Consider the following 23,202-nt stretch of genomic DNA (forward strand, 5'->3'; position numbering starts at 1 on the left):
ATCAGACTATTAATTAAGTTGAATTGCCCCTCTAAATCCCAATAGCTAATGCTGTATCTGTAATACCATCACACATTTTTAAGACTTCATTTGATGATGGGAGAGGAGAAAAAAGTTTACACATCTCCAAGAGCTCCTTATCCTTCAGATCCCCTTCAACTAGGCGGAGTTCAATATTAGTCCCATAGGATAAAAAACTTAATGTTTTCGATTTTGAATAATCATAACCGAGCCAACAAATGCTTTCCTGATTCACTACATGGGGTTTCATTTCCCAAACCCAATGATCATATAAAGCGGCATGATCTAATGTTGATAAAGGCCCAAAGTCATATAAAAACTGCTTATATCTTAAGAGAGCATTTTTATACTTAACATGGAAGTAATAGGAGGAAAAATGAGCAGAACACCAAGCAGACCATTTTTTAAATTGATAATGACTTGGTTGTTCATTATAAGGAAGATCTTCTTTCCTGAGAATAAAGTTATCTAAAGTAACTTCAGCAGTATTAGGTATCAAAATAACAAAATTTACTTGTTCTTGAGCCTGTGTTGGTGAAATTTCATTCACTAGATTCATTTTTTAATTCCAAGCATATTAAAATTAAGAGTTATCTATAATTTGGTGGGTCTATAAATAATTTTTAAATTGAATACTCTTTTTCAGCTTCTTTTGCTTCAGCTATTTTGGTATCGCTCATAAAAAAACCAGTTATAGAGGCTCTTACATGATTTCCTGCTGAGTGTTCTACTTTTTTTATACAGTGCAAAATATTATTTTTAAAAATAACCAGCCTATTAGGTTTCGGTACAATATAATATCCAATCCCATCTGCAGCATATTTATTCAACTCAGAACTGTTAAGATGGAATCCTACTTTTTTCTTTTTATCATTGATTAACGTCACTTCAGGGTAATCAAAATCCAGTCGGGGTGTAGGATTAATTAATAATTCGGCTCCCCAATTTATGTCCCAAATAGGGTGACAATAATAGGCGCCTGAAATTTTGTATTTACCATCAGTATGCCAAGAAAGTCCTGAGCCTCTGGGATAAAGATAGGGTCTAGCATAGAAAAAGTCCCAATCTATACCTTTGAAACCTATTAAATGACCAAACTCAGAGGATTCTGTAATTAGCTCTTTTATAAATAGATCTATTGTGGTGTTTGTAGGATAAATTTGTTCTGTAGTGCAAGGTTCAGTCCTAGGATGAGAAATAGTAACACCGGCCCATAGGGGAGAGCCGTCCTCGAGGCTAAAAGCATTTATCCATCTAGAAGAATGAACAAATTTGAATTTCTCAGTTTGAATAAAACTCCACATTTGCTCAAAAACTGAGAGCTCTAAGAAGTCGTCAATTACTGCAAAGCATCATTGTTAAAAACTAATTTCATATTAGTAGTAAATCCATCAAAGGAGATTTTTATCTCTCCTTTGGTTACCAAGGCATGTATTCATCCTTATCTTCATCGGTTTCAATTTTAATTGAATAAAATTCTTTCATAACATCTCCTTATTTGAAATAACCATTTAGCGGGATGCGATTATAGATTCACTTTTTAATGAGGCAATTGAATTTAAGGGTATATTTAAAAATCACAATAATTAATTAAGATACAAATTACTATTTTGAGGTTTGAATGAAAACTGTCTAAGCGTTTTAGAAATAACATTTAAAATGTATGCCATTAAATTGGGAATTACACTACAAAAGATAACAATCAATTACCTTGTAGAAATGGTACCAAAACTGGTACCAAAATTCTTACTTCCATTTCTAGAATCTCATAAGCCCTTGATTTTACAATGCCGATGCGCAGAATCGAACTGCGGACCTTCTGATTACGAATTAGTAAATTATGGGTTTTAGCCGATTAGACACTTTTTTAAATTCTTTTAATTTCCTTTTATTTACTTGATGTTACAACATTATTACGTTATAAGTTCTATTAATGAATTTTAAACAATTGTGCGACACAGTTGCGACACATAAAAAACCGAACATAAAAATCGACTATGAAAATAAACAAAACAAACGTAGAAAACCTCCCTCTTCCTCAGGCAACGGAAGAAGGAAAAACGGCGCAAAAAAGATATTATGATGACAATCTAAAGGGATTTGGCATACGTGTTACTTCGGGAGGAGCAAAAGCTTTTTTCGTTGAAAAATTTATCAATAAGAAACGCTGCCGAATTACTTTAGGACATTACCCAGAGTTAACCGCTGAAATGGCAAAGAACAAAGCCCTCCATCTTTTAGGGCAAATCGCTATGGGGATTGATCCAGTTGCTGAGAAAAAAGCAGCAGAGATTCAAGATATAACCCTCAATCAAGTCTTTAAAGACTACATTAAAACCAGAAAGAACTTGAAACCCAGAACGTTAGATAACTACAAACATATATTAGATAAAGCCTTCACCAGCTGGAAAAGTAAACCGATGTTATCTATTACCCGAGATCGCATTGCCAAATATCACGAAAAACTAGGTCAGGAACGCGGTGAAGCCTATGCGAATTTGGCCATGAGAATACTCCGTGCCCTATTCAATTTTGCTGCGGGACAATATGAAGATAATAGTGGTCACTCTCTTTTCATCGATAACCCAGTAAAACGGTTATCACAAACACGAGCCTGGTATCGTATTGAACGACGAAAAACTTATATAAAATCTCATGAGCTGGCTGCATGGTATGCAGGATTACAACAAATCCAAAATGAAACATTACGTGATTATTTGCTGCTCATCTTACTAACAGGACTACGCCGACAAGAAGCCGCAACATTAAAATGGTCTGACCTCGACTTAAAAGCGAAAACATTTACTATTAATAAAACAAAAAACAATGAATCTCATACCCTCCCCCTTTCTGATTTTCTTTATGATTTGCTGATTGCCAGAAAAGAAAAAGCAATCAACGACTATGTTTTCCCGGGATCGGGTGCAGCAGGTCATATTATTGAACCACGTAAGACAATGGCGCATGTGATAAAAAACTCCGGTGTTCATTTTACAGTCCATGATTTGAGGCGTACTTTTATCACCATTGCAGAAAGCCTTGATATCCCTGCCTATGCATTAAAGCGTTTAATGAACCATAAGATGAGTAATGATGTGACTGCGGGATATATTATTGTTGATGTTGAAAGACTACGAAAACCTATGCAGCTTATTACCAATTATATTCTAAAGTGTATGGAAATGATTAATTCTGCAGAAGTCATCCCCATTCAAGCCACAGATATAAATGCCTCTCTAGTTATGGACCGCAGTGCGGTCCCGAATTGAGAATAAATATTTAATTTGGATCGCAATGAGATCCAAATCATAAATAAAGTTATAGCATAGATTCGGAACGCACTGCGTTCCATATTTAAATCATATCTAATTTGGTACACGCGATGTACCAAATTAAAGAAACAAAAAAATAATAGATAGAAAAGCTATCTAGGATTTGGCAGAGACTGTCTGCCAAATTAATAAATCCAAACATCAGTATGTTCCATTTTGGAACTCACTGCTTAGATTTTCAAATTGAACTCTCCGAGATTTCCGGATAGTTCAAAATTAAAGAATATAATATTATCCAGCAGCACTATATTGAATATTAAAATCCAAAGCCTTAGCAATTGGTTTAGAATTTTTCCCAATTTTCTTCATTTCAATAATTCCGTAGCGAGCCATTGTGCTAAGTGTACGACTCAAATTACTCGGTTCACGTTTACTTAAGGCAGCAAGCTCTTTAATTGACTCAGGCTTTTGTTCATCAATTATTTTCAATAGCCTCATATTGTTTTCATTCAATACTTCACAAAGTGATTTGATTGAACTAAACCAAATCTTAGGTTCATTTTTTTTAGGTTTATAACGCCCGGAAGCAATTTCAATAGTACGACTTTGAAATTTATCTCGTGACATAATACCAACTTGTAATGTTTTCATTTTTTATCTCCATTATTCAATTTTTGAATAATTGAATTCACTTCTTGAAAAAAATCTCTCAAAAGCTGTTCAGCACTTTCAAACTCATAAGGAGTTCCCTTATCATTTATTGATGTATGAACGTGATCATACTTAATAATACGCCCCGAATACCGACCACTTTCCTTAACTTTGATTCCATGCGCATTATCAAACCCTAGAATCCGCTGATTGTAATTATCATGAAGAGTTAGATTATATCTAATACCATGAGGTCTCTCTTCAGTTGGCTCGACCAAAAACGCCTCTATTTTGTACCAATAACCATTTTCCTCTGTATATTCCGTACCATGTAATGCAAGTAAGTTTTCTAGTCCTACATCCTTCATTAAAAATCCAAGATATCATCTGTTGATATTCATATTATAATATAAATTCGGGATAAATAGTTCTTTTTTGGTTAATTTAAATTCTAAGCAGTAAGCAAAAATGCAAGATCTGACCCTAGGTACGGTACTCTTTGCTCAAGTACTTGCATTATTTACCAACGGAAGATGAACTACTACGATCTGAATTGGAACTTGAGCATGCTATTTTAAATGAGTTGCTCAGTCACGATGAGTAAATAAACCACTAATGAACCTAATAAACCGATCAGAAATTATATTATTTTCTATAATAAAAGTTGACACAAAAATGAAGGGGCACTGAATTGTCGAAATTTTGTCGACAACTCAAATTAAAATCCTATTTGTAGACATTGTCTGCCAACAGTGCGTCCCATTTTGGAACTTACTCATTATTAATGACAAAATGAATAATTCAGGCATTTCCTGGGATTTCACAACCAAGAATTTTTTTTTTGCCTATTGATCTTCCCTACTATCAAAATCAAGTTTTCTAATCTCAATAGTTTCATCAGCTCTTTTTTTCTCATAATCAATATTTTTTATTAAATAATTTTCATATTGTTTAGCAAAATTTACAAGAATTTTACTCCTCTCATTCTTCCAGTCTTGTATTTCATTTTTTTTGTGCTTATAGCTTTCAACAGTACCGTATTCTCCAGATACAACTCCCATTTGAGACAAAATAACAAACATTTCTCTATAAATCTTTTTACTGTTAGGGTGTTTTTTAATAAATACTTTACATACTTTATGAAGGAATTTTTCGCCCTTATACGCTCGTAAAATAAATATAATTATCTTGTCTTTATTTTTAACATTTGATTTTAATAGTTGTATCAGTTGATTCTCTAATTCCTCATGAAATTTGGGAAATATTAATTGTAATAACTTACTTGCTTCCCAATACATTAACCAATCTTCTTCGTCATACCATTGTAAAATTAATTCAATTACTAAACCTGCATTATTAATTAATACCCCACTCAAATCAAAGCTAAATGGAATAGCTTCGTATCTAGATTGATCCTTATTTATAATTTCATATTTTATTCGTTTATAGAAAAAACTCAGTACTTCTTCTAGATAATTTGGAATTGCCAATGAAATGATAGTTTCGATATTATCATCAATATTGGGAGCAGCGCAGAGACTATCAAAAATTATCTGCCATTCATCTTTTATAAGTATCTCTAGAACTGAACTGCCTGAATATGCAACATAATTAACCCAGTAATAAACATTATTTTTACCTAACTCAGTAATACAATCGATAAATAAATCTTTGCCCCCCTTCAATTTATCGAAATTTTGTAAAATGGATCTAATTATATTTGTAAGAGCATTGTGATCATTTTTTTCTTTTGCTTTTAGGAATATTCTAGTTAATAAATTTTCATCAACTTCTTTAACTAGAAAAAATAGAATACTACAGGCTGATAAATGCTTATATTCATCAATCCAACTTAACATAATTTTTTTTGCTATTTCTTTGTGAGTACTTTGCCAGATCCCTACAAGTAAATGCACTACAAAAGGACTAATTACATCTTCATTATTCACTAAAAATTTATATGCGATTTCTGGTTTTATTTTACCCCATTCACTCAAAAGTAGATTGAAATATTCAAACCCCCCATGATTAACAGATTGATTATAGGTACTAGCTATTTTTAAGATCCTCTCTTCCCATTGCGCATATACCCTATTATTAATTTTATGAATGTATTCATTAACTTTAATTTTTCTTTCCTCAGCAGCTTCATTCCAATTAAGCTCTTCAATACGATGGTAATCCCAACCAACAAGTACTTTATAAATTTGATATTCTTTATTATTTTGAATAATTAATTGTAATTTATTTAAATCATCAAACCCCTCATTAAAATGTTTGGAAAACAAATTTATTTGCTTTTCAATCTTTTTAATTATTTCAAAACTTTCATTCCTAATAATTAGTAAATAATAAGCAATTAGAGTAGACACATTTTCTCTAATAATGTTTTCTAGTTCTGGGGTATAACCATTTTGGTGGGGAGGAACGGTTGCTTTATCAAAAAGCTCCATTATTTTTTGTTTGTCTGGAAGTTGTTTAATAAGATTAAAAATTCTTTTTAAGATATTTATTGATTTAGACCTAATATTATTTACTATTTCGTTTCCTGGTAGAGCACCTTGATGAAAAATAACAGTATTTATATCACTCCAGGAAGTTCCCTCAAAATGTGGAGTTAGCATGTTTTTAGATACAGTCAGAATTAAATTCAAATATTTCGTTAAGTCTACATCACTCCATTTTTCAATCTCACTCAAAATAAAAATTTGTGGCTGGAAATATATTTTTTTTTGTTTTGGCCAATAGATGAATTTAGACATATTTGAAGCCACATCTAAAGCTTTTAATTTAATTTTTTCGTTCTCATCAATAGATAATTGGCATATTATTTTAAAAACATCTGCAAAATAGGTAAATTTTAGGCGATCCAGAATGTCCAAACAAAGTAAGTGAATATCAATATAATCATGACCAGGATATTCACCTAAAGAAGTTATTATTGGCTCTTTCTTTAAACTGGAGGACTTACCTAATGTCCTACTGATTATCTCGATTATATTTAAATCTTTTGGCGTTTTATCTCCAAATTCTTCGATATATTTTAATAAATTTTTTAAATACTCATATATTTCATTATTTGTGTTTGAGTCTAGAATTGATTTAAGAAATCCAATATCGAATATCTGTTGTCCTTGATTTATTTTTTCTATTTGATTGAATATAAAATCAAAACTATATTGAGCTTGCTTAATATGATTTTTCATCACTTCAGAAAATCGATTCTTTATTGATTCGAATTCTTTTTTATCAAATTCAGAAAGTGATTTTGGTGGTTTATAAATTACATCATGAGCTAATTCGGACCAAGCATGATTAAGTACTGTTGTTAATTGAATCTCACATCTGAGACTTTTAAATTGTTGATATTCTGTAAGCTTTAACCTGTCTTTATTTAATTTTACTATTATATGGAATGCATTATAGTCATCATCTGAATACTTTAAATTTCTTTTTTCAATTATAAATTCCTTTTCCAAATATTGAATTATTCTATGAATATCTCTATCAAGATAAAAAATTATTCTAGCGCCAGAGAGATCATCTATCTCTTTAACAGTTTTAATTTTTTTAAAATTTTTCAGTTTTTCTTTTAGCGACAACTCTGTTTTTTCTCTACATGTAACAGATTGATATTTGAAATTATTTATTTTTAGTACATTTTCTAAAATAGATCTGATTGTAAATGAAAAATCTTTATAACGAGTAATTAATAATTCATACTCACTTAGAAGAGCTTCTATTGATAATTTTTTCTTTTTGTCCATTATGTAAAAAGCTCAATTAAGGTTTGTTCAATAAATAATCTCTTATAGTAAATTATAACATAAATAGAAAATTTTCCTGCGTCACTGCAATTTATCAGCAGTGACGCGGGAATTTTCAACATCACTATCCCTCTGCCACTAAGCCTTAAAAGACCATTCGTCCTGACGCACCAGATAAGATAGGACAAAATATTCCCTGAAATGGTATTGCTCCCAGATCTGCACTTTGTTATTTTCTAAATAAAGCATGACTGATGAATCGGTGAAAATCCGATGAAACGCTTAAGCGTCTTATGCTAAGCCACTCTCATTCCCTAACCTGTGGCTGGACGTATAGTCGGGAAACCCTTCAGGAACCTTTACCGTTCGGTAAAGGGAGTTCTTTGGAACTCTAAGTCATTATTAATTTGACCATGGATTGGAGATAAAGTTCTGCTTTATCACTTTCATTTACTTTATTTATTGAGGAGAAAAAACCAGAAAAACCTAGTTGTAATGGCGAGATCGTTTGCCTTATAACGATTGATTTGCCCCCTTCTTCGAGCATTACGGTTTTTACCGGGTTTCAACAGAGTGTGAGCCGCTCGACCAACACTAAACAATACACAGGGCAAATTCTTTTTTAATTAATTTTTGCAGATGGGAAGATGCGTACACAATCCTTAAGACAATTCGCTAATCGGTTTATTAAACTGGACAGGCAAGGTAAATACTTGTACAGGAAGCACCGTGCTTATGTCATTCGTAAGATGATTGATGATTTGTTTGTTATCCGACAGGTTCCACCTTCATGGCTGGCTTTGCAGTCTGAGCAGGTTCACAAGCTGGTGCGTTACTGGAAAAAACAAAATGTTAACCCAGTCACCATCATGCGTTATATGACCATTATCCGTCGATTTTTACAGATGAACGATTGTTCTGTTGCCGATATCGATAACCAATCGCTTGAACTATCAAGACCTAAAGCAAGAAAAAAGAGGAAAAAAATAATCCCTCCAGATTTTTGGAGGTCACTTAATGACCCTTTAGCAAGAGTAATCATGGGACTACAAACTGAATTTGGACTCACGTTCAAAGAAGCGATTCTGATTCAACCACGTATCCAAGTCCGTGAGTGTTCTCTCTGGATAACCCGAGACATCGCTTTTAACTCCACCGACCGCACCATACCGATACGAACTGAAAGCCAGAAAGCGGTACTCAATCTATTTAACTGGCTCACAAAACAATACGGTAATCTACTCCAATTAAAATCTTATGAAGAAATCCGTGTCATCTGGCGCAGTGCATTGGCCAAGCACCGTTTATCCAGCACTAAAAGCTGGCGTTATTTATATGCAAAACAAATGTATTCTTACCTTCTGCCTAAATATGAAAATTACAAGACGTGTTGGCATATTCGTGATGAGATGGGGATTAAATCGCGTAATACTTTGTGGTTATATCTTAAAAACTAGCTGGGACAATTGGGACATGCGAGACAGCGCATAAACACTGGGGTCGAGCCGTCCCAATATGTCCCATAATTTAAAAATAATGGGACATATTTCTAGGATATTATTCCCCACCCCAGATTTTATCGGTAAATACATAGACCCTGGGTGTTCCTACTCCTTTGACTCTTGGCTTATGAGTAGGCATTCCATCTGCTGCCGGCTTTAACCAGCCTTCATTCATTAATACACGAGCAACTGTTCGTGGTTCAAATCCCTGGCATAATTCTTTTTTAAATACTTCCGTTAAAACCATATAAATGCGAAAACCCGCATCATCAGTTGAATAAAACCCGGCACGATTTTGAATCCGCTCGTTGTTTGGTGCTCTTATATTATCAAACCGACTGGCGCCATGGGACTCAAAAAAAGCCCTAACTTGGGCTAAGATTGCCCTGTCTTCTCGATTACCCTCCATACCAAAATGTTCCAACCATGCTCGATAACATTTATAGGCTGCGTAAGTAGACTCACCCTCTTTCCATCCAGTCAATCCATATTGGCTGGCCACTTCGCCAGCAACAGCAACCAATGCAAAACGTCGCGCCACACGGATAATCTGTCCCGTTGCCTCCGGTAAGACAGCACTATTCACAAACTCTTGTATCCCATCAGTAATGTGTGTTGCAATGCTTTGTTGATTTGCCACCACCTTTTGCAGCCAAGCCATACCCACAGCACCATAATACTTGCTGGAATATTCTTTTAAGGATAAGGCCATGCTAGCTGGACTGAGCTGATTATGAGTTTTTTCAAAAATCCCCTGATGTACTCCTGCATCAGCCTCAATATCTGCTAACCGTATTTCTTGTCCTGCATTGGTTTTTTGCCCAGCTCTCGCCATTAATGACATTAAGGATTCCTCCCCAGCCGAGAGAAAGAATAAGGACCATCGAGAAGATAGCTTGACTGTTCCATGACGTGAGGCGCGCGTTTTGCCTTGACCATTGGCCAGCAAGTAAGCAGCCTCCCCTGCTTCTTTAGGATCTATCTGGCTTAACTCATCAAGAATCAGTAAGCCATCGTTATGCAAAGCAGCCAGTCCCTCAAGACCATTAGTCGTACTGCGCCATAATCGGCAATAGACGTGCGGATTCCCCCAAACCGAAGCCGCTACTTTTAAAGCCGTACTTTTACCGCTTGAAGAAGCACCTCTAAAATGAAACCCACCTGAGTCTTCGCTAGCAATCTTTGCCAAAGCAGGGGCAAAAGCAGCAGAGATGGCAAAAATTAATCGAGAGTTACCCGAAGCAAGACGTCCTATTGATTCTCGCCAATCCTCTACAGTACCTGATACAGACATAGCTGATTCGATCGCATGACTGTTTTGAAAAACAATTTTCTCCGATGAATGACCAATGGTTTGTGACGCGGTAACAAAGAGGTTTTCATGCCAACCCAGTTTATCAACACAACGCGCTCTGTCTTCTACTGGAAATACCTGCAAATAGGTAGTCAGTAAATCTCGGGACATTTTATGGGGTGAGATGCTCAAACCAAGACGCGCCAATTCCCTCCTGACCTCAGAAGCATCTCCTTGTAACAAAGCCAGGGGCATTGCCCATTGATGGAGAACTCCATCATCATCCTGCCATTCAAGTAATCGACCCCACTCCCCGCTTTTGGCATCACGAGTTTTAGCCACCACATACAAAGGAGAACAAATCCAGCGTGGTGCCATTGGGTTACCGTCTTTGTCTTTTCCAAGGAAAGACACTCCTTGCTCATTTGATTTAAAACAACCGCCAGCGTATTCACAGGTTATAGGCTTATAGTCGTTTTTGTTTTTTAATGTAATAAGTTGATTTTGCAGCATCACTGTTTCTCCAGCAGCATTCATGGAAGATAGAAACTCTATCCATCCGTGAATAATCTATTTCTATGGAATTTAATCGTTGACCAGTGAAAGGAACTCCCCTTCGTCACCAGTAGAACGATAGATTTTTTGTTGTTGGAGAAAAGACAACACGTTACTTTTGCGATACAAAACCTTACGGCCTATTTTAAGATAGGGAACGCCCTTTCCTTCCCAGCGATTGCGCTCCAAAAGTTGGGTGGAACAATCCAAAACAGCTGCCAAAGTGTGTTGATTAAACAACGCGGAAGTTGGTGCAGACTCAAATTCATTTAACAGATATAAACGAGATGGTTTTTTATTCATATAGATAGAACCTCAAATGATTATTCATTCAGCTTAATGCCGACGGTATGCGTCCTGCTCGATGAATATCAGTTGACTGTCCGGCCGGAGAATAGTCGTGATATTTCATTTTCCATGACTTTTACAGGACCGTGGACCCGTAAAAGTTTACAGCTCGCGAGAAGTATTGCTTGGAATTTAAAAGGGAGTCAAGCGCTTTCAGGGCCTGTGATCTCATTGATATTCAATGATATTCATTGTTACTAAAAAAATTTTTACTGGCAGAATTTGTCCCACTTGTCCCAAATGAATATTTTATATTGGGACACCTAAAACCCTATGGGTACGGTTGTCCCCACTGTCCCAATTGTCCCCATTTTTTAGTTAAAAGTTTACATTTTAATTTCTAAAGACAACATTTGGTTATTCAACACATAACACTTAGAAACCCCAGTTTTTGGTATTCTAGGTTTATAGATTAAACAATCTTGTTCATTTTTCTTGCTGTTCATTTATAATGAACATATTGAAATTATGAACAAGATAGAATGACACTATAATATTTCACTCGTTATAATTCAGCTGGAAATATAACTAAATATAACTTATAATAACCATTAAAGAATAATAATAAGGTTTTACGGTGTCGTACACATTACTTATTAAGAAACAAGCTAAGAAAGCATTACAAAGTGTGCCACAACCTGATAGAACCAGAATTGCTGAAAAGATTGTATTACTGGGTAAGAATCCTGATGATCCAATCCTGGATATAAAAAAATTAAAAGGCGAACCTTATTTTCGTCTGCGTGTTGGCTCATGGCGAATTATTTTCGACAGAGATGATGAAGTAAGAATTATCTCTATTGAGAAAATTAAACCGCGTGGAGGTGCTTATAAATGAATTTGCAAACAATTAAATCACTTGATGGCAAAGTAGAGTATGTTTTATTACCTGTAGCCACTTACAATGCCTTACGTCATCAAATTACTGAGCAATTAAAACATACTCAAGAAAATGAGGATTATGAGATCTTTAATCCTGCTGATTACGTTGATAATCCAGTAGCCTTGGCTCGTATTCATGCTGGGTTGACTCAAGAAGAATTAGCCACTTTGATGGGCGTCACTCAAGCCTACATTAGTAAAATTGAGAATCAAGAGAAAGTTACACCTAAAATGTTAACTAAAGTCAAACAGGCTTTATCTAATTGTCATGATTAATGAGCCAATAATCCCGTATCACGGCACTTGCCTAATACGAATTACGTTTACTATATTTTGCTCCTATCTCTCCAATCTCCCTTGCCCATTGTCCAGCTTAGTGAAACAATCCAATTTCTTTAAATTGAGGTTTTAAATAAGTGAACCAAAATAATCAAGATAAAATATACTTTTCTTGCGAAGAGTTTTACAACTCCTGTTTGAAAGCATTGAAAAAAGCATATACTAGAGGTGGCCTAAAACATTTACGAGGAATGAACAAAACAAAAGACAACCGTCCTTTCAACGATGACTTAAAAAAAACCAAAGAAGAGCTTTTTCCTCTGGCTCTTTTCCTTAAAAAAACCACCCAGATTTCTAGTATCTCAAAAATATTAATTCCAATTGACAACAGCAACTCAGGATTTGATGCTCAAATATGTCTAGATGATGGAGATGAAATTTTTATAGAAGTTACCTCTACTTTAGACGGTAAAGCTCGAATAGAACATTTTCAATATCTAGAGGGCATGAAAGATGAGACGAGAACTTCCTTTGATAAGAATACAGAGGAACTAAGCTGTAAAATTGAAATCGATTATGAAAAAGAAATAAATCGAATTAAAGACGTCATTTTGAAAAAGGCGAATAAAAAACAATATGAACAATACAAGCCTGTTTTACTTGTTAACTTCGATAACAATATGAGTATGAATTTTTTATATGAATATGAGTTTAATCGCCTTAAAAAAGACATTTCTGAATTTATTCTTGTTCAAAAAAGTCTCTTAGAAAAGTTTTCAAAAATAATTCTGATAAAATTTACCCATCATCCAAGTTTTCTAAAAAAATTTTATAATGAAGAAATTGTCACTGCACCAAATGAAAACGAAGAGGAGGTTTTCATTTGGTGTGCTTATCCGCCTATCCAACAGCAAGCATAAATTTGTCAGAAAAGAGTCCGATTGGAATTTTTCGAGTATTTATAAATACATTCACATGGTAATCATCCACTAGAATTGGGCTTGGAGCGATATATTACAAATAGTGGATCAATTTGGTGAGTAGGCATAACTTGTCGGGCCAAGGCCCGTCCTACGCGAGCTAACGATGACTTCTCTAATCTGCTTTGAGCACTAATATTTTTGGGGTAGATAACTGTAACAACTATAATTTTTCATGTTTATCAAAAATATCCACTTCAAAAAAAACAGGGAATTTATTCCACAACAATTTTTTCTCCTCTTCATGTGGCATAGCAATGCAATTAATTAAATTATTTTTTTGTACTTCATTCAAAGAATCAAAAAATGATGGTTGAATAATAACATCCTCAGACTCAAGAAATGACAATATATTTAATATACGCTCAATTCCTAAGTCTGTAAGTTCATCAAAAAAATTCTTCATATAGGATGAGTGTTTGTCGATCCAGGCTATACAAACAATGCTTTTTGTTTGTAATGGTACAATATTTAGCGACATCAATGGTTGAATCGGATAATCATAAATAGCTTGATACTCATCAAAAAGAGGATTAAAAAGTGTTGAAATTGAAACAGGAAGTTTATTTGTCATCATGAAAAAATATTTTATTTGATTATATTCCTTCGTAGCCTGAATTTTTTCAAGTATCATTCTTAGCCCTTTGATATCCTTATTTAAAAAGAGTTGGATTCCCTGTATTTTGTATTTTATATCTCCAATATAATGAGCTAAATCTAAAATATCCTTTGTTGAGAATTCTTTGCTTATTTGATTCAGTTGAAATTGATATTTTTGGAATGCTAATTCTTTTCGAAATTGTTCATAGCATAATGCTCTAAAAAAATAGAGAAAAGCATCTTTATCATCGATTTGATTCTTTTGTTGGTCAATTGTTGAAAACAACTTAGTATCATGATCATTACAAAAACCTTTAAATACAGATGATTGGCTAATAGGTGTTAGTTTAATTGGATACTTACAGAAATCAAAAAAACTTCTAGCAAGAGCATAAACTTTTTTATTAATATCACACAACCTTGCAACTAGGCTTTCTGTTTGAGAATGTGATTCGATAGCCTTTTTTGAACAGCCAAAAGCAAAGCATGTATGCTGATAATTTTTTAGCTTAAATTTTTTCTCTAATTGATCTAATAATTTTTTTTGTTCGAGGTTCATATATTAGCCATGCATTTAATAAATGTTCATTTCATCTTCATGTTACCCGTATCCCATATTAAATCACTAATGCTCCCTTTTCTAAAATTACCTATTCAGGCCTAGCTAGAGCTACCATAAGGCATATGTAATTTTAATCGATAACATATTAAGGTTTTTTAAATCCTTCATAAGTCCATTTTATTAGCAATCCGATTATATAAAGAAATACCAAAGGTAATATCCACATTAGAAAAGCATTTTCTAATATACTTATTTGCTCATTTCGTAATTGTTTTTGCGCAAACTCTTTATCAATCGGAAGATCACAAAATGGATTTTGAGAATCATTACATACATATTCTTTAGTAGTTTCTGTAGGAAAAATAGTCCATGTCATAAAAACTATGACAAAAAAATAAAGTATTCCAGTTGTTACCCATAATCTTTGCCATCCATTTATCTTAATTTTCATTCCTCTATTCCATTATTATTAATGAGTAATATTTTGTTAAATTATAGAGCTATTTTATTTATTAGTTTATTTCTACCTTGCATAAGGTCGATCCAATGTTCTGGAAAAATTCTTTTGATAAACAGAAACTGTTCCAATTCTTCTTTTATTGCAAGTTTAAGGCTTAATCATTTCCATGATTTCAATTCGTTATCTAATTAAAAACTCAAATTGGTAATACCAGTGAATTTTAGAAATTAAACCAAAGAAAATAAACTAATTAAATAGCAATTTAATTGCGACACAGATGCGACACAAAAAAACTTACTACAATGAGAAATTACGTAACTTATTGATTTTAATATGCCGCTGAGAAGAATCGAACTCCCGACCTTCTGATTACGAAACCGATGAAACCAACAAGCTGCAATATATAGAAACAGATAAAAATAATAAAATCATATAGTTACAATGAATTTATTATTGCCATGAGTTGTGATTTTGGGTCATTTGTTACTATTAAGTGCCCCACCAATGTCCCAAGAAGTTAGCTATAATTAGGATGGCAATCTTTGGAGATCATCATGGAAGACTAATTAGACAATTTGAGACCTATAGCAATGATAGTGATTCTATTTATTTACAAGAATTTCGAAAGCTTATAGATGTCAGTACTTTCCAGGAAAAGAAGACAATCTATGGTTTGCCTAGATTTGTTACACACGATGGGGAAGCAGTGAATTTTATAGACGGTGGCTATCAAGTGTTGGGCGAAACAAAAATATTTATGAGGAATAGCTGCTTTAAATGATTAATATTGTTCAAAATTTAAATAATTTTCAGACCAGTATTGCGCGCACGCGTCTTGGGGTATGGAGTAACCATCCACTAACTCATTCATTTTAATATTAATTACGCCTAAACATATCCTCGTTTGAAGTTGGGAAAGAGTAATATCTGTAATTTTCACAGGTCCTAACACGCGCGCATCATGGGGTATGAGATATAATGTTCTTTTAAGGAGAGAACTACATATGGTTGCGATATACCTTGATAAATATTTTAATGTTTGTATTTCAATTTGGGCTAATGATCCAAGATTACCTCGAAAAAAAAGAGGAGCTTGTGGATCTAAAACCAGAAAAAACACCCATTGCCAAGCTCCACCCGTTTGGGATAAAACTAAAGATAGACCAGCAAATGGACGATGTAAATTGCATGGCGGCTTATCCACAGGACCACGAACCGAGGCCGGCAAACAAATGATCAAAGAAAGTAATCATCGACGTAAAAAAGTAATTTCTTCATAAGATTATGACAAAAAATTACCTTAAGATTAGCTCGTTGATTTACGATAGTCTTTACTAAGTAAAATTTCATTCGTTGTTATAGATAAAATCATAAGGTTAATATCATCAGACTTTGCAGGAGATAAAATAACAGCTACTTTATTCCATATACCTGGGAGTATTGGTTTATTAATTGTAATTTCAGCAGTTCTTAATTTATTTTTACCATTTTTATTTATTTCATAAATATTATCTGCTTTAGTCCAACCAATATTAACTTTTAATCCGCTAAAAGTTACATAGTTAGGGTTTCCTATATTAAAAATAGCTTTATATCCATTAGCATATTTGGTCAACTTATCTAATGAAACAAAAAAACTTCCGAGTTTAGTATCAACTTTTGAATAACCTTTAGAGCCTGGGTTGAATAATGCAACAGGCTCCTGGAAAGATGATAATTTATTTGATAATTGATTTAATTGGTCATTTAAAGCTTTATTGCAGTACTCTAAAAATTTTATTTTACTGTTCAACTTATTTATCTGATTCGTATGTTCAGCGATTTCCGTATCTTTTTTTTGTTTATTATTCATAACATCCGAGCAAGAAACCAAGCACACTATCCCTAATCCCAATATAAAAAAAATAATATTTTTTTTCATTACATTCTTACCTCTAAAACAAATATATTAATTTGTTGTCATATCCTTTAATTTAAATTGTCATTTCAAATATCAAATTAGATTTAAGAGGAATTTCAAACTTATAGTAAAAGTTTAAAATTTTCTTTCGACTTGTGTTCTTTTTTTGATCTTGTGAGCAATAATACAACAAATGTGGTTTGACTTCTATCCACTTAAAGTTAAGATGCAAATTGAATTTTAGTTATTGAAATCAATATTAGGTGCGCAGATCACTTTTGGCAATGTGAATAATTCACTACCCTAATAGGCTTTTGATCCGGTTTATCCAGATATTGTAATGATGCCCCATGAAACCAAAATCCAAATCTCCCCTCCCATTCTCCGTTGCGTTGTTTATCGCAACACCAAAGACAATCTGGCTCATTTAGTCTTTTTAATTCTTTCGCTTCCAGTGATTCACCTATTGCTTGTTTTTGTTTAATAATTTCCTTGTACTTGTTTCGCCATACAGTGAAACAATTATCGGCTAAATCACTAATTGCACCTGTGCCTTTATTATCTAGCTTACCCGGTGGTTGCAATTCATCAGCTCCTTTGCGTGGATGAACAATAATATGAATATGACAATTATACTGATTTTTAAAATCACACAACTGCTCCATAAAACTCTTCTGATCTTTATAATCATCCTCGGCAATGTCGAGCTTCATAAACGAATCAATCACAAACACATTAATGCCATATCGTTGGCGAGCATAAAGAAAAACGTCTAATAATCGTTTAGATTTTGCATTGCCTACTAAATCAAAAAGCCACAATTTATCCTCATACCAACTATGGATTGCATGAATATATTCAATGCTGGGTTTTTCTAATGCGCCCGCTTGGCGAGTTAAGCGCATAAGTAGTCTCTTTGGCATAATTTCAAGGCTTGCAATACAAACACGAGCCCCTTCTTTCATAGCATGAAGTACAACTTGTCCAAGAAATTGGCTTTTACCGTGTCCGTTTATGCCAGTCCACAGTGATAACTCAGCAGGTCGAAACAATATCTTACTATTTGTTTTTTCCCAAGGTGGGTTATAGCCTTGATGGCTTCCAACTGGTGGGTAGAACACATCAATTACCTGTTCTACAAATTGATGAGCTGGCTTTAATTCTTCAGGATCAAGCGTAGACGCTGCATGAAGGCATTGTTCTATTACTTCTTGGGCAATATTTGCTTGTAAACACTCATTTGCATCTTTGTAGGGTAGTTTAACAATACGACAACGATGACGACCTAATCGCTCAACTAATTCTAAAGTAGCTGTGTGTCCTTCTTTATCATTATCTAGACATAGGTAGATTTCATCAAAAATTGCCAACCGATCAAATTCATACTCAAGCCATTTTTGTTTATTACCCCCACCCCCACCAAAAGGGACTGAAAGAGCTGGAAACCCATATTGATACAAGCTCATTGCATCGATTTCACCCTCACAAATCGTCAAAGTGCGCGCATTAGCTGGTATTAAATGCCAGCCAAATAAACAAGGCTCACAATTTGGTTCAACCGCTATTTGTTTTTTTCCATTCACTCGATCCAAATCAAGCTGTTTTACAAAAATGAGCTCACCATCCCGCCAGTAAGGAAAAATGATCTTGCGATTTTGTCCTCCAATTTTATAAGCTTGTATCGTTTCAGAAGTTAGTTGTCTTTCGTTAATTAAATAACTCATTATAGGTGAGGTTTGCTCTAGTATTGGAGATGTATTTTTTAATACCGGTTTAACGAATTTTAAGGGCTTGTGACCCTCAAATTTGGGTATTGATATACCGAGATAGTGACTCGCTTCTTTAATTGCTTCAGAGATCTTTAAATTGCGTTTTGCTGCCCACAAATCAAGTAGATCACCCTTATCGCCAGTAGCGAAATCACACCATATTCCTGCTTTTTCACCAACAAGATGTATCTTTAAAGACTCACCAGCTTCTCCATTAATGCTGCCAACACACCATTCACTGCTTTGCCGTTTTCCATTTGGTAATAAATGCCTGGCAATGTCTTCAGCCTGTTGGGCAAGCTGCTGTGATATTTCTTTAGCCATCATCATATTAAAGTACTCCTGACATTATATCGTTATCCGCATTATTGATTTGTTTTTCATTAGGTGGATTTGTGGCATTGTTTATAAAACGCTCGATATGTTCTGCATCACGGAGAATTAAACTGATATCATCATATACTTGGTTACTATCATTCTTACCCATGTTGTATGGAGTCATAGAGCAGCCATCAATCGCCTTTTTTAGATCTACTAGGCTATAACCCAATTTGAATGCTTGTTCGACTTTACGCTGTCGCTTTGCATCAAATACAGCACGTGGATGACTCATTATTGTCTGCCAGTATTTAAATAATTCTTGGGTGCTGGCTAATAGCTTGGGTTCAGAAACACATGCAGGTGAAATTTCAATTTCACATATATCTTTTTCCATTCCTATCCTATCCATTCCTTTCCATTCCGTGGGTGAGGACTCATCGATCAGGTGGCTAGGTATCAATGACTGTTCTGATAGTCCTCCTCGAATAATCGTCGAATCATCTTCGATTTTCCTCAGATCAGATTGAGGCAATGGGTGCCGATAAGTGGGTCTATCGATACGTTGGTGAGCTTTCCATCCAGTTACGATCCAATAAACTTTGGAATCAACCATATATTCACGAATAAGGCCATTGTTAATAAGCTCATTTATCCAATCTTTGATCTCAGATACGCTGAAGTTATCTGCGGGAAAAACCTCTGCTTTAATACGGATGTACGATGCCGGATGAACACCGTTGTCGTCACAAAAACTCCAGAGGCCAATAAAAAGAAGTCTTGAAAGTGGTGAGCAGGAAACAACCTGCTCACTCGTCCATAATTCGGGTTTAATCGTCCTTATACGTGACATATTAATTACCCTCCAGATCGCTTTTTTTTCCGTAATAGACATAAAGAGCAATGTGGTGCATCACCCCATTTTCATCTGCTTCATCTGTCCATTCTGTATCTATTTCATGAAACTCTCTCAGCTCTCCGATTCGTGGTGCTGGACTTACTATGCCCATCTTACGTAATGTAAACGTCGATAATCGGGGATTGATTTTAAAGGCCTTGAGTATTCTTGCGCGCTGATTGGGCTTTAAATTACTATAGCCTTGAGAGTTTTTAGGAGGATTGCCCAGGCTATCTGGGCTATTCTTTTTCTTCATGATTATGCATCCTTTCCTTGATTAGCTATCCATTCAAAAAAAGCAGATTCATCAATCAATACACGCTTACCCACTTTTTTAACAACTTTGGCAAAGCCATTTTTGTCTTTGTTGAAAATAAGATTGCGTAATCCGGCAGTTGTTGGCCAGTCGTAACATTTATCCCATTGCGGAACAGGGATATACCGAGGACGATCTAATTGATTGTTATTCATAGTTATTACCTCTATTTAAAAGCACTCAGCGTAATTGCTGCGTGTTAGAGGTAATTTATAAGAGTCTTTTCCCGGAAAATTTCCCGTCGGGAAACGGGAAAAATTAAATTAAAAAATTTTATTGAATTTCACCGATAATGTTTTGGAAGCGCTTTTTTCCGATATTGGCTTCTTTACCATCAGACAATTTATAGAATAATCGGGCATTAAGGTCGTCCCAATCATCCATGTCTGTTATAAGTGTTATTTTAAGATTTTCCACAAGGTTTTTTAAGTGAGACCATAGATTTTCTGGTTTCAATATTCCACTCTCATTCATGACTTCTTTGATTAACTTATGTAAAGCGCTTTGTTTTTTCTCAGTGACTTTAGTTTTTTTATAATTGACTAATTCGCTTTTTATAAAGACTAAATCTATAATTTCTATTTTTTGTCCTTTCCTAAGCTCTATTACTTGACTGATGCCTTGAACAAGTTCAGCTAAACTGGATTGTAAGGGAACGATGGTATAACTATCCTCACGCGGAACCTCAATACATGAACCTTCGTATATTTTTTCCAATGTTTTATCAGGGTACAACTTTGAGTTTTTTTCAAGTCGGATTAGGCCTTTATATCTACATTGGTATGATGACATTGATATTTCATCAATATAGCTACGAGTAAGACATTGGCTATTAGTTGTTAAAAATTTTCTAACTTTAAACTGTCCCTCTTTTAGATATACCCCAAGATTTTCTTCCTCGAAACATTTTTCAATGATCTGATTAACTGATATCCCTAAATATTTCGCCGCTTCATCAACGTTAAGTCTTGATACAGGGAAAATTCCTCTTTTGGCAATTAAAATATCAATTCCATAGTGATGAAATCGAATTAACTCCGCCATCGTTGTACCAATAGGGGATCTTTTAGATGATTCTATACGTTCTATAGTTTTGGGTGGTAGATATATGCCAGGTTCTGGCGCGGTTGGCCATATCACTTCATATAAGAATTTTTCTGCTGATGGAATAAATAATTCTTCACCAATGGACTCCACCAACTCTAACCATTCTATGGGAGATACTTCAATAGGAGTATGACGATTTTTTTGTACCTGTTTTAATAATGCCAATGCATGAATATAATATTGGGTTAGTCTTTGTTTAATTTCACACACATTCCACTGAGTTAGCGGATATGTATGATATTCTCCCAAAGCACGTCGATTTAAATCTACGCTAGGCTGCATGTTGTATGTGGTACAAAATTCCTCGGCCATGTTAAAAGCTATAATAAGTGAAAGAAACTCCTCTAATTTCCATGTTGATTTAAGTAAGCTATTTGTGAGAGCCTCTTTAACCCTCTCTTTAAAAAGAAGAGCCACTTGTTGAAGATTTTCATTGCCATCAAATTGCTGCAATTCTATTTTTAACCAGCTATTATTGGCTTCTGTGAGCACAGTCTAACCTCCAAATATGGCTTCGTTCATTCTTGCAACCACCTTGCTTGTATGAGCATCTGATAAATGAGCGTATCGTTTCACCATTTGCAAAGTTTTGTGTCCCAAGATTTCAGCAATTTCAGCAAGGCTAGCACCATTCATAGCGAGATAAGAGGCACAACTATGGCGTAAATCATGCCAGCGAAAATCAGTGATTTCGGCACGCTTTAGCGCATTTTCAAAAGGTGTTCGGAGATCTATAGGAGTTTTTAAATTTTTACCAGGAAAAACTAGATCACAATTTACATGGCGGACTTTAGCATGTTGTTTCATTAATTCCAGAGCATGTCCAGTCAGTGGCAACACTCTTCGTTCGCCATTTTTGGTCTCATGTAATGTAATTATGCTTCTATTAAAATCAACATTTTTCCAGCTTAGTCCCAGAATCTCCATCCTACGTCCCCCCGTAGAAAGGGCTATTACTACAGCCATATAAAGGTATTGGCTATCACTTTTTTTGCACTCTTCTAATAAACGTGAGCGCTCCTCATCCGATAAAAAGCGAACTCTCCCTCTTGGCTCAGAAGATTTAGATACTTTCTGTAGAGGGTTCTCTTGTACCCACCCCCATTCTTTCAAAGCCATAGTAAATAAATGACTTAAGACAGCCAAATAACGATTAACCGTTGCTGGCGTTCGTGTTCTTCCTCTATGGGACATTGAGTTTAATAATTGATTGCGGCATTGAACAATGCGTGCTGGAGTTATTTCAGCAAGGGAATATTCACCTAAAGCTTCATTCCACCAATTTAATTGCCCGCCTTGTGCGCGAATGTTTTTTGGCTTCGTAGGAAGTACTTCATTAATATATCGTTCAATTGCTTCCTTTAAAGTATGTTTCTTAGCTTCTTGGGTATGGAAATATCTGCCTTCTCGTATCGCAGATTCTGTTTGTTGAATATATTTACGTGCATCAGTTAGTCTTTCAAAAGTTGCATTTTGAGTTGGGAAACCTTTAAGACGAATTTTTACCCTATAAGAAACCTTTCCTTTTTTTGAAATTCTTTTTTCTATATTTGCCATATTGGATTAAATAATATCTTTAATAAAGGGCCAGATATTACAATAAATAGAAACAAATGACAACACATGATATAATATCAAATGCTTTGATTAGTTAAGTAGCTGATTTTAATTAAAGTATTGATTTTTTTTTTTTTGTGGGGCATATAAGGGGCTTTTTTTGA

20 protein-coding genes and 2 pseudogenes are annotated in these 23,202 nt (G+C 34.5%); 6 read left to right on the plus strand and 16 right to left on the minus strand.

Translation table 11 applies throughout. The features are described 5' to 3' along the window. Nucleotides 1–76: 76 nt before the first annotated feature. A pseudogene (locus tag Lpar_RS15860) lies at nucleotides 77–580 on the minus strand (hypothetical protein); the annotation flags it as partial. Between the two features lie 64 nt (nucleotides 581–644). Next, a pseudogene (locus Lpar_RS15865) lies at nucleotides 645–1,396 on the minus strand (2OG-Fe(II) oxygenase). 622 nt (nucleotides 1,397–2,018) lie between these two features. On the opposite strand from Lpar_RS15865, the gene Lpar_RS15870 reads away from it, so the two are divergent. Then, entirely contained in the window at nucleotides 2,019–3,290 is a 1,272-nt protein-coding gene (locus Lpar_RS15870) for a tyrosine-type recombinase/integrase (RefSeq protein WP_058518836.1), read from the plus strand. A gap of 294 nt (nucleotides 3,291–3,584) precedes the next feature. Here the strand turns inward: Lpar_RS15870 and Lpar_RS15875 are convergent, their stop codons facing one another. From Lpar_RS15875 to Lpar_RS15885, 3 genes are all read right to left on the minus strand, one after another. Continuing rightward, nucleotides 3,585–3,944, minus strand: coding sequence for an HVO_A0114 family putative DNA-binding protein (locus tag Lpar_RS15875; RefSeq protein WP_058518837.1), 360 nt, complete (start codon nucleotides 3,942–3,944; stop codon nucleotides 3,585–3,587). Next, entirely contained in the window at nucleotides 3,941–4,312 is a 372-nt protein-coding gene (locus tag Lpar_RS15880) for a toxin-antitoxin system TumE family protein (RefSeq protein WP_058518838.1), read from the minus strand. Before Lpar_RS15880 ends, Lpar_RS15875 begins: the two co-directional genes overlap by 4 nt. A 477-nt stretch (nucleotides 4,313–4,789) precedes the next feature. Beyond that, a complete protein-coding gene (locus Lpar_RS15885) occupies nucleotides 4,790–7,711 on the minus strand; it encodes a RelA/SpoT domain-containing protein (protein WP_058518839.1) in 2,922 nt (973 codons plus the stop codon). A 647-nt stretch (nucleotides 7,712–8,358) separates the two neighbouring features. Here Lpar_RS15885 and Lpar_RS15890 point away from each other — a divergent pair. Continuing rightward, the gene (locus Lpar_RS15890; RefSeq protein WP_058518840.1) at nucleotides 8,359–9,168 is read left to right on the plus strand and encodes a hypothetical protein; all 810 of its coding nucleotides are present in this window, start codon (nucleotides 8,359–8,361) and stop codon (nucleotides 9,166–9,168) included. 100 nt (nucleotides 9,169–9,268) lie between these two features. On the opposite strand, the gene Lpar_RS15895 is transcribed toward Lpar_RS15890, so the two are convergent. Further along, entirely contained in the window at nucleotides 9,269–11,020 is a 1,752-nt protein-coding gene (locus tag Lpar_RS15895) for a DUF927 domain-containing protein (protein ID WP_058519307.1), read from the minus strand. A 72-nt stretch (nucleotides 11,021–11,092) separates the two neighbouring features. Further along, nucleotides 11,093–11,365, minus strand: coding sequence for a MerR family transcriptional regulator (locus Lpar_RS15900; RefSeq protein ID WP_058518841.1), 273 nt, complete (start codon nucleotides 11,363–11,365; stop codon nucleotides 11,093–11,095). A gap of 622 nt (nucleotides 11,366–11,987) precedes the next feature. On the opposite strand from Lpar_RS15900, the gene Lpar_RS15905 reads away from it, so the two are divergent. The 3 genes from Lpar_RS15905 (at nucleotide 11,988) to Lpar_RS15915 (ending at nucleotide 13,491) form a co-directional block, all read left to right on the plus strand. Next, nucleotides 11,988–12,248: a type II toxin-antitoxin system RelE family toxin gene (locus Lpar_RS15905; protein ID WP_058518842.1), complete on the plus strand. Its 261-nt coding sequence runs from the start codon at nucleotides 11,988–11,990 to the stop codon at nucleotides 12,246–12,248. Further along, nucleotides 12,245–12,568 (plus strand): helix-turn-helix domain-containing protein, encoded by a 324-nt coding sequence (locus Lpar_RS15910; RefSeq protein ID WP_058518843.1) that lies wholly within the window; start codon nucleotides 12,245–12,247, stop codon nucleotides 12,566–12,568. Before Lpar_RS15905 ends, Lpar_RS15910 begins: the two co-directional genes overlap by 4 nt. Nucleotides 12,569–12,708: 140 nt before the next feature. After that, the gene (locus Lpar_RS15915; RefSeq protein ID WP_058518844.1) at nucleotides 12,709–13,491 is read left to right on the plus strand and encodes a hypothetical protein; all 783 of its coding nucleotides are present in this window, start codon (nucleotides 12,709–12,711) and stop codon (nucleotides 13,489–13,491) included. A gap of 223 nt (nucleotides 13,492–13,714) precedes the next feature. On the opposite strand, the gene Lpar_RS15920 is transcribed toward Lpar_RS15915, so the two are convergent. Together Lpar_RS15920 and Lpar_RS15925 are read right to left on the minus strand one after the other, a co-directional pair. Then, nucleotides 13,715–14,710: a hypothetical protein gene (locus tag Lpar_RS15920; protein WP_058518845.1), complete on the minus strand. Its 996-nt coding sequence runs from the start codon at nucleotides 14,708–14,710 to the stop codon at nucleotides 13,715–13,717. 148 nt (nucleotides 14,711–14,858) lie between these two features. Next, entirely contained in the window at nucleotides 14,859–15,164 is a 306-nt protein-coding gene (locus Lpar_RS15925; protein WP_058518846.1) for a hypothetical protein, read from the minus strand. Nucleotides 15,165–16,177: 1,013 nt separating this feature from the next. On the opposite strand from Lpar_RS15925, the gene Lpar_RS15935 reads away from it, so the two are divergent. Next, complete coding sequence (locus Lpar_RS15935) at nucleotides 16,178–16,453, plus strand: HGGxSTG domain-containing protein (protein WP_202814070.1); 276 nt, start codon at nucleotides 16,178–16,180, stop codon at nucleotides 16,451–16,453. Nucleotides 16,454–16,479: 26 nt separating this feature from the next. Here the strand turns inward: Lpar_RS15935 and Lpar_RS15940 are convergent, their stop codons facing one another. The 7 genes from Lpar_RS15940 to Lpar_RS15970 form a co-directional block, all read right to left on the minus strand. Next, nucleotides 16,480–17,094, minus strand: coding sequence for a SadB/YajI family lipoprotein (locus Lpar_RS15940; RefSeq protein WP_058518848.1), 615 nt, complete (start codon nucleotides 17,092–17,094; stop codon nucleotides 16,480–16,482). A 251-nt stretch (nucleotides 17,095–17,345) separates the two neighbouring features. Then, the gene (locus tag Lpar_RS15945) at nucleotides 17,346–19,172 is read right to left on the minus strand and encodes a bifunctional DNA primase/helicase (RefSeq protein ID WP_058518849.1); all 1,827 of its coding nucleotides are present in this window, start codon (nucleotides 19,170–19,172) and stop codon (nucleotides 17,346–17,348) included. A 1-nt stretch (nucleotide 19,173) separates the two neighbouring features. Beyond that, a complete protein-coding gene (locus tag Lpar_RS15950; protein ID WP_058518850.1) occupies nucleotides 19,174–20,013 on the minus strand; it encodes a helix-turn-helix domain-containing protein in 840 nt (279 codons plus the stop codon). A 1-nt stretch (nucleotide 20,014) separates the two neighbouring features. Continuing rightward, the gene (locus tag Lpar_RS15955) at nucleotides 20,015–20,314 is read right to left on the minus strand and encodes a helix-turn-helix domain-containing protein (RefSeq protein WP_058518851.1); all 300 of its coding nucleotides are present in this window, start codon (nucleotides 20,312–20,314) and stop codon (nucleotides 20,015–20,017) included. 2 nt (nucleotides 20,315–20,316) lie between these two features. Next, nucleotides 20,317–20,529: a hypothetical protein gene (locus Lpar_RS15960; protein ID WP_058518852.1), complete on the minus strand. Its 213-nt coding sequence runs from the start codon at nucleotides 20,527–20,529 to the stop codon at nucleotides 20,317–20,319. Nucleotides 20,530–20,647: 118 nt separating this feature from the next. After that, nucleotides 20,648–21,973 carry a hypothetical protein gene (locus tag Lpar_RS15965; protein WP_058518853.1) on the minus strand — a complete coding sequence of 442 codons (1,326 nt, stop codon included), beginning with the start codon at nucleotides 21,971–21,973 and terminating at the stop codon, nucleotides 20,648–20,650. A 3-nt stretch (nucleotides 21,974–21,976) separates the two neighbouring features. Beyond that, nucleotides 21,977–23,038 carry a tyrosine-type recombinase/integrase gene (locus Lpar_RS15970; RefSeq protein ID WP_058518854.1) on the minus strand — a complete coding sequence of 354 codons (1,062 nt, stop codon included), beginning with the start codon at nucleotides 23,036–23,038 and terminating at the stop codon, nucleotides 21,977–21,979. Between the last annotated feature and the right edge of the window lie 164 nt (nucleotides 23,039–23,202).

The sequence above is a fragment of the Legionella parisiensis genome, assembly GCF_001467945.1.
Taxonomy (GTDB): domain Bacteria; phylum Pseudomonadota; class Gammaproteobacteria; order Legionellales; family Legionellaceae; genus Legionella; species Legionella parisiensis.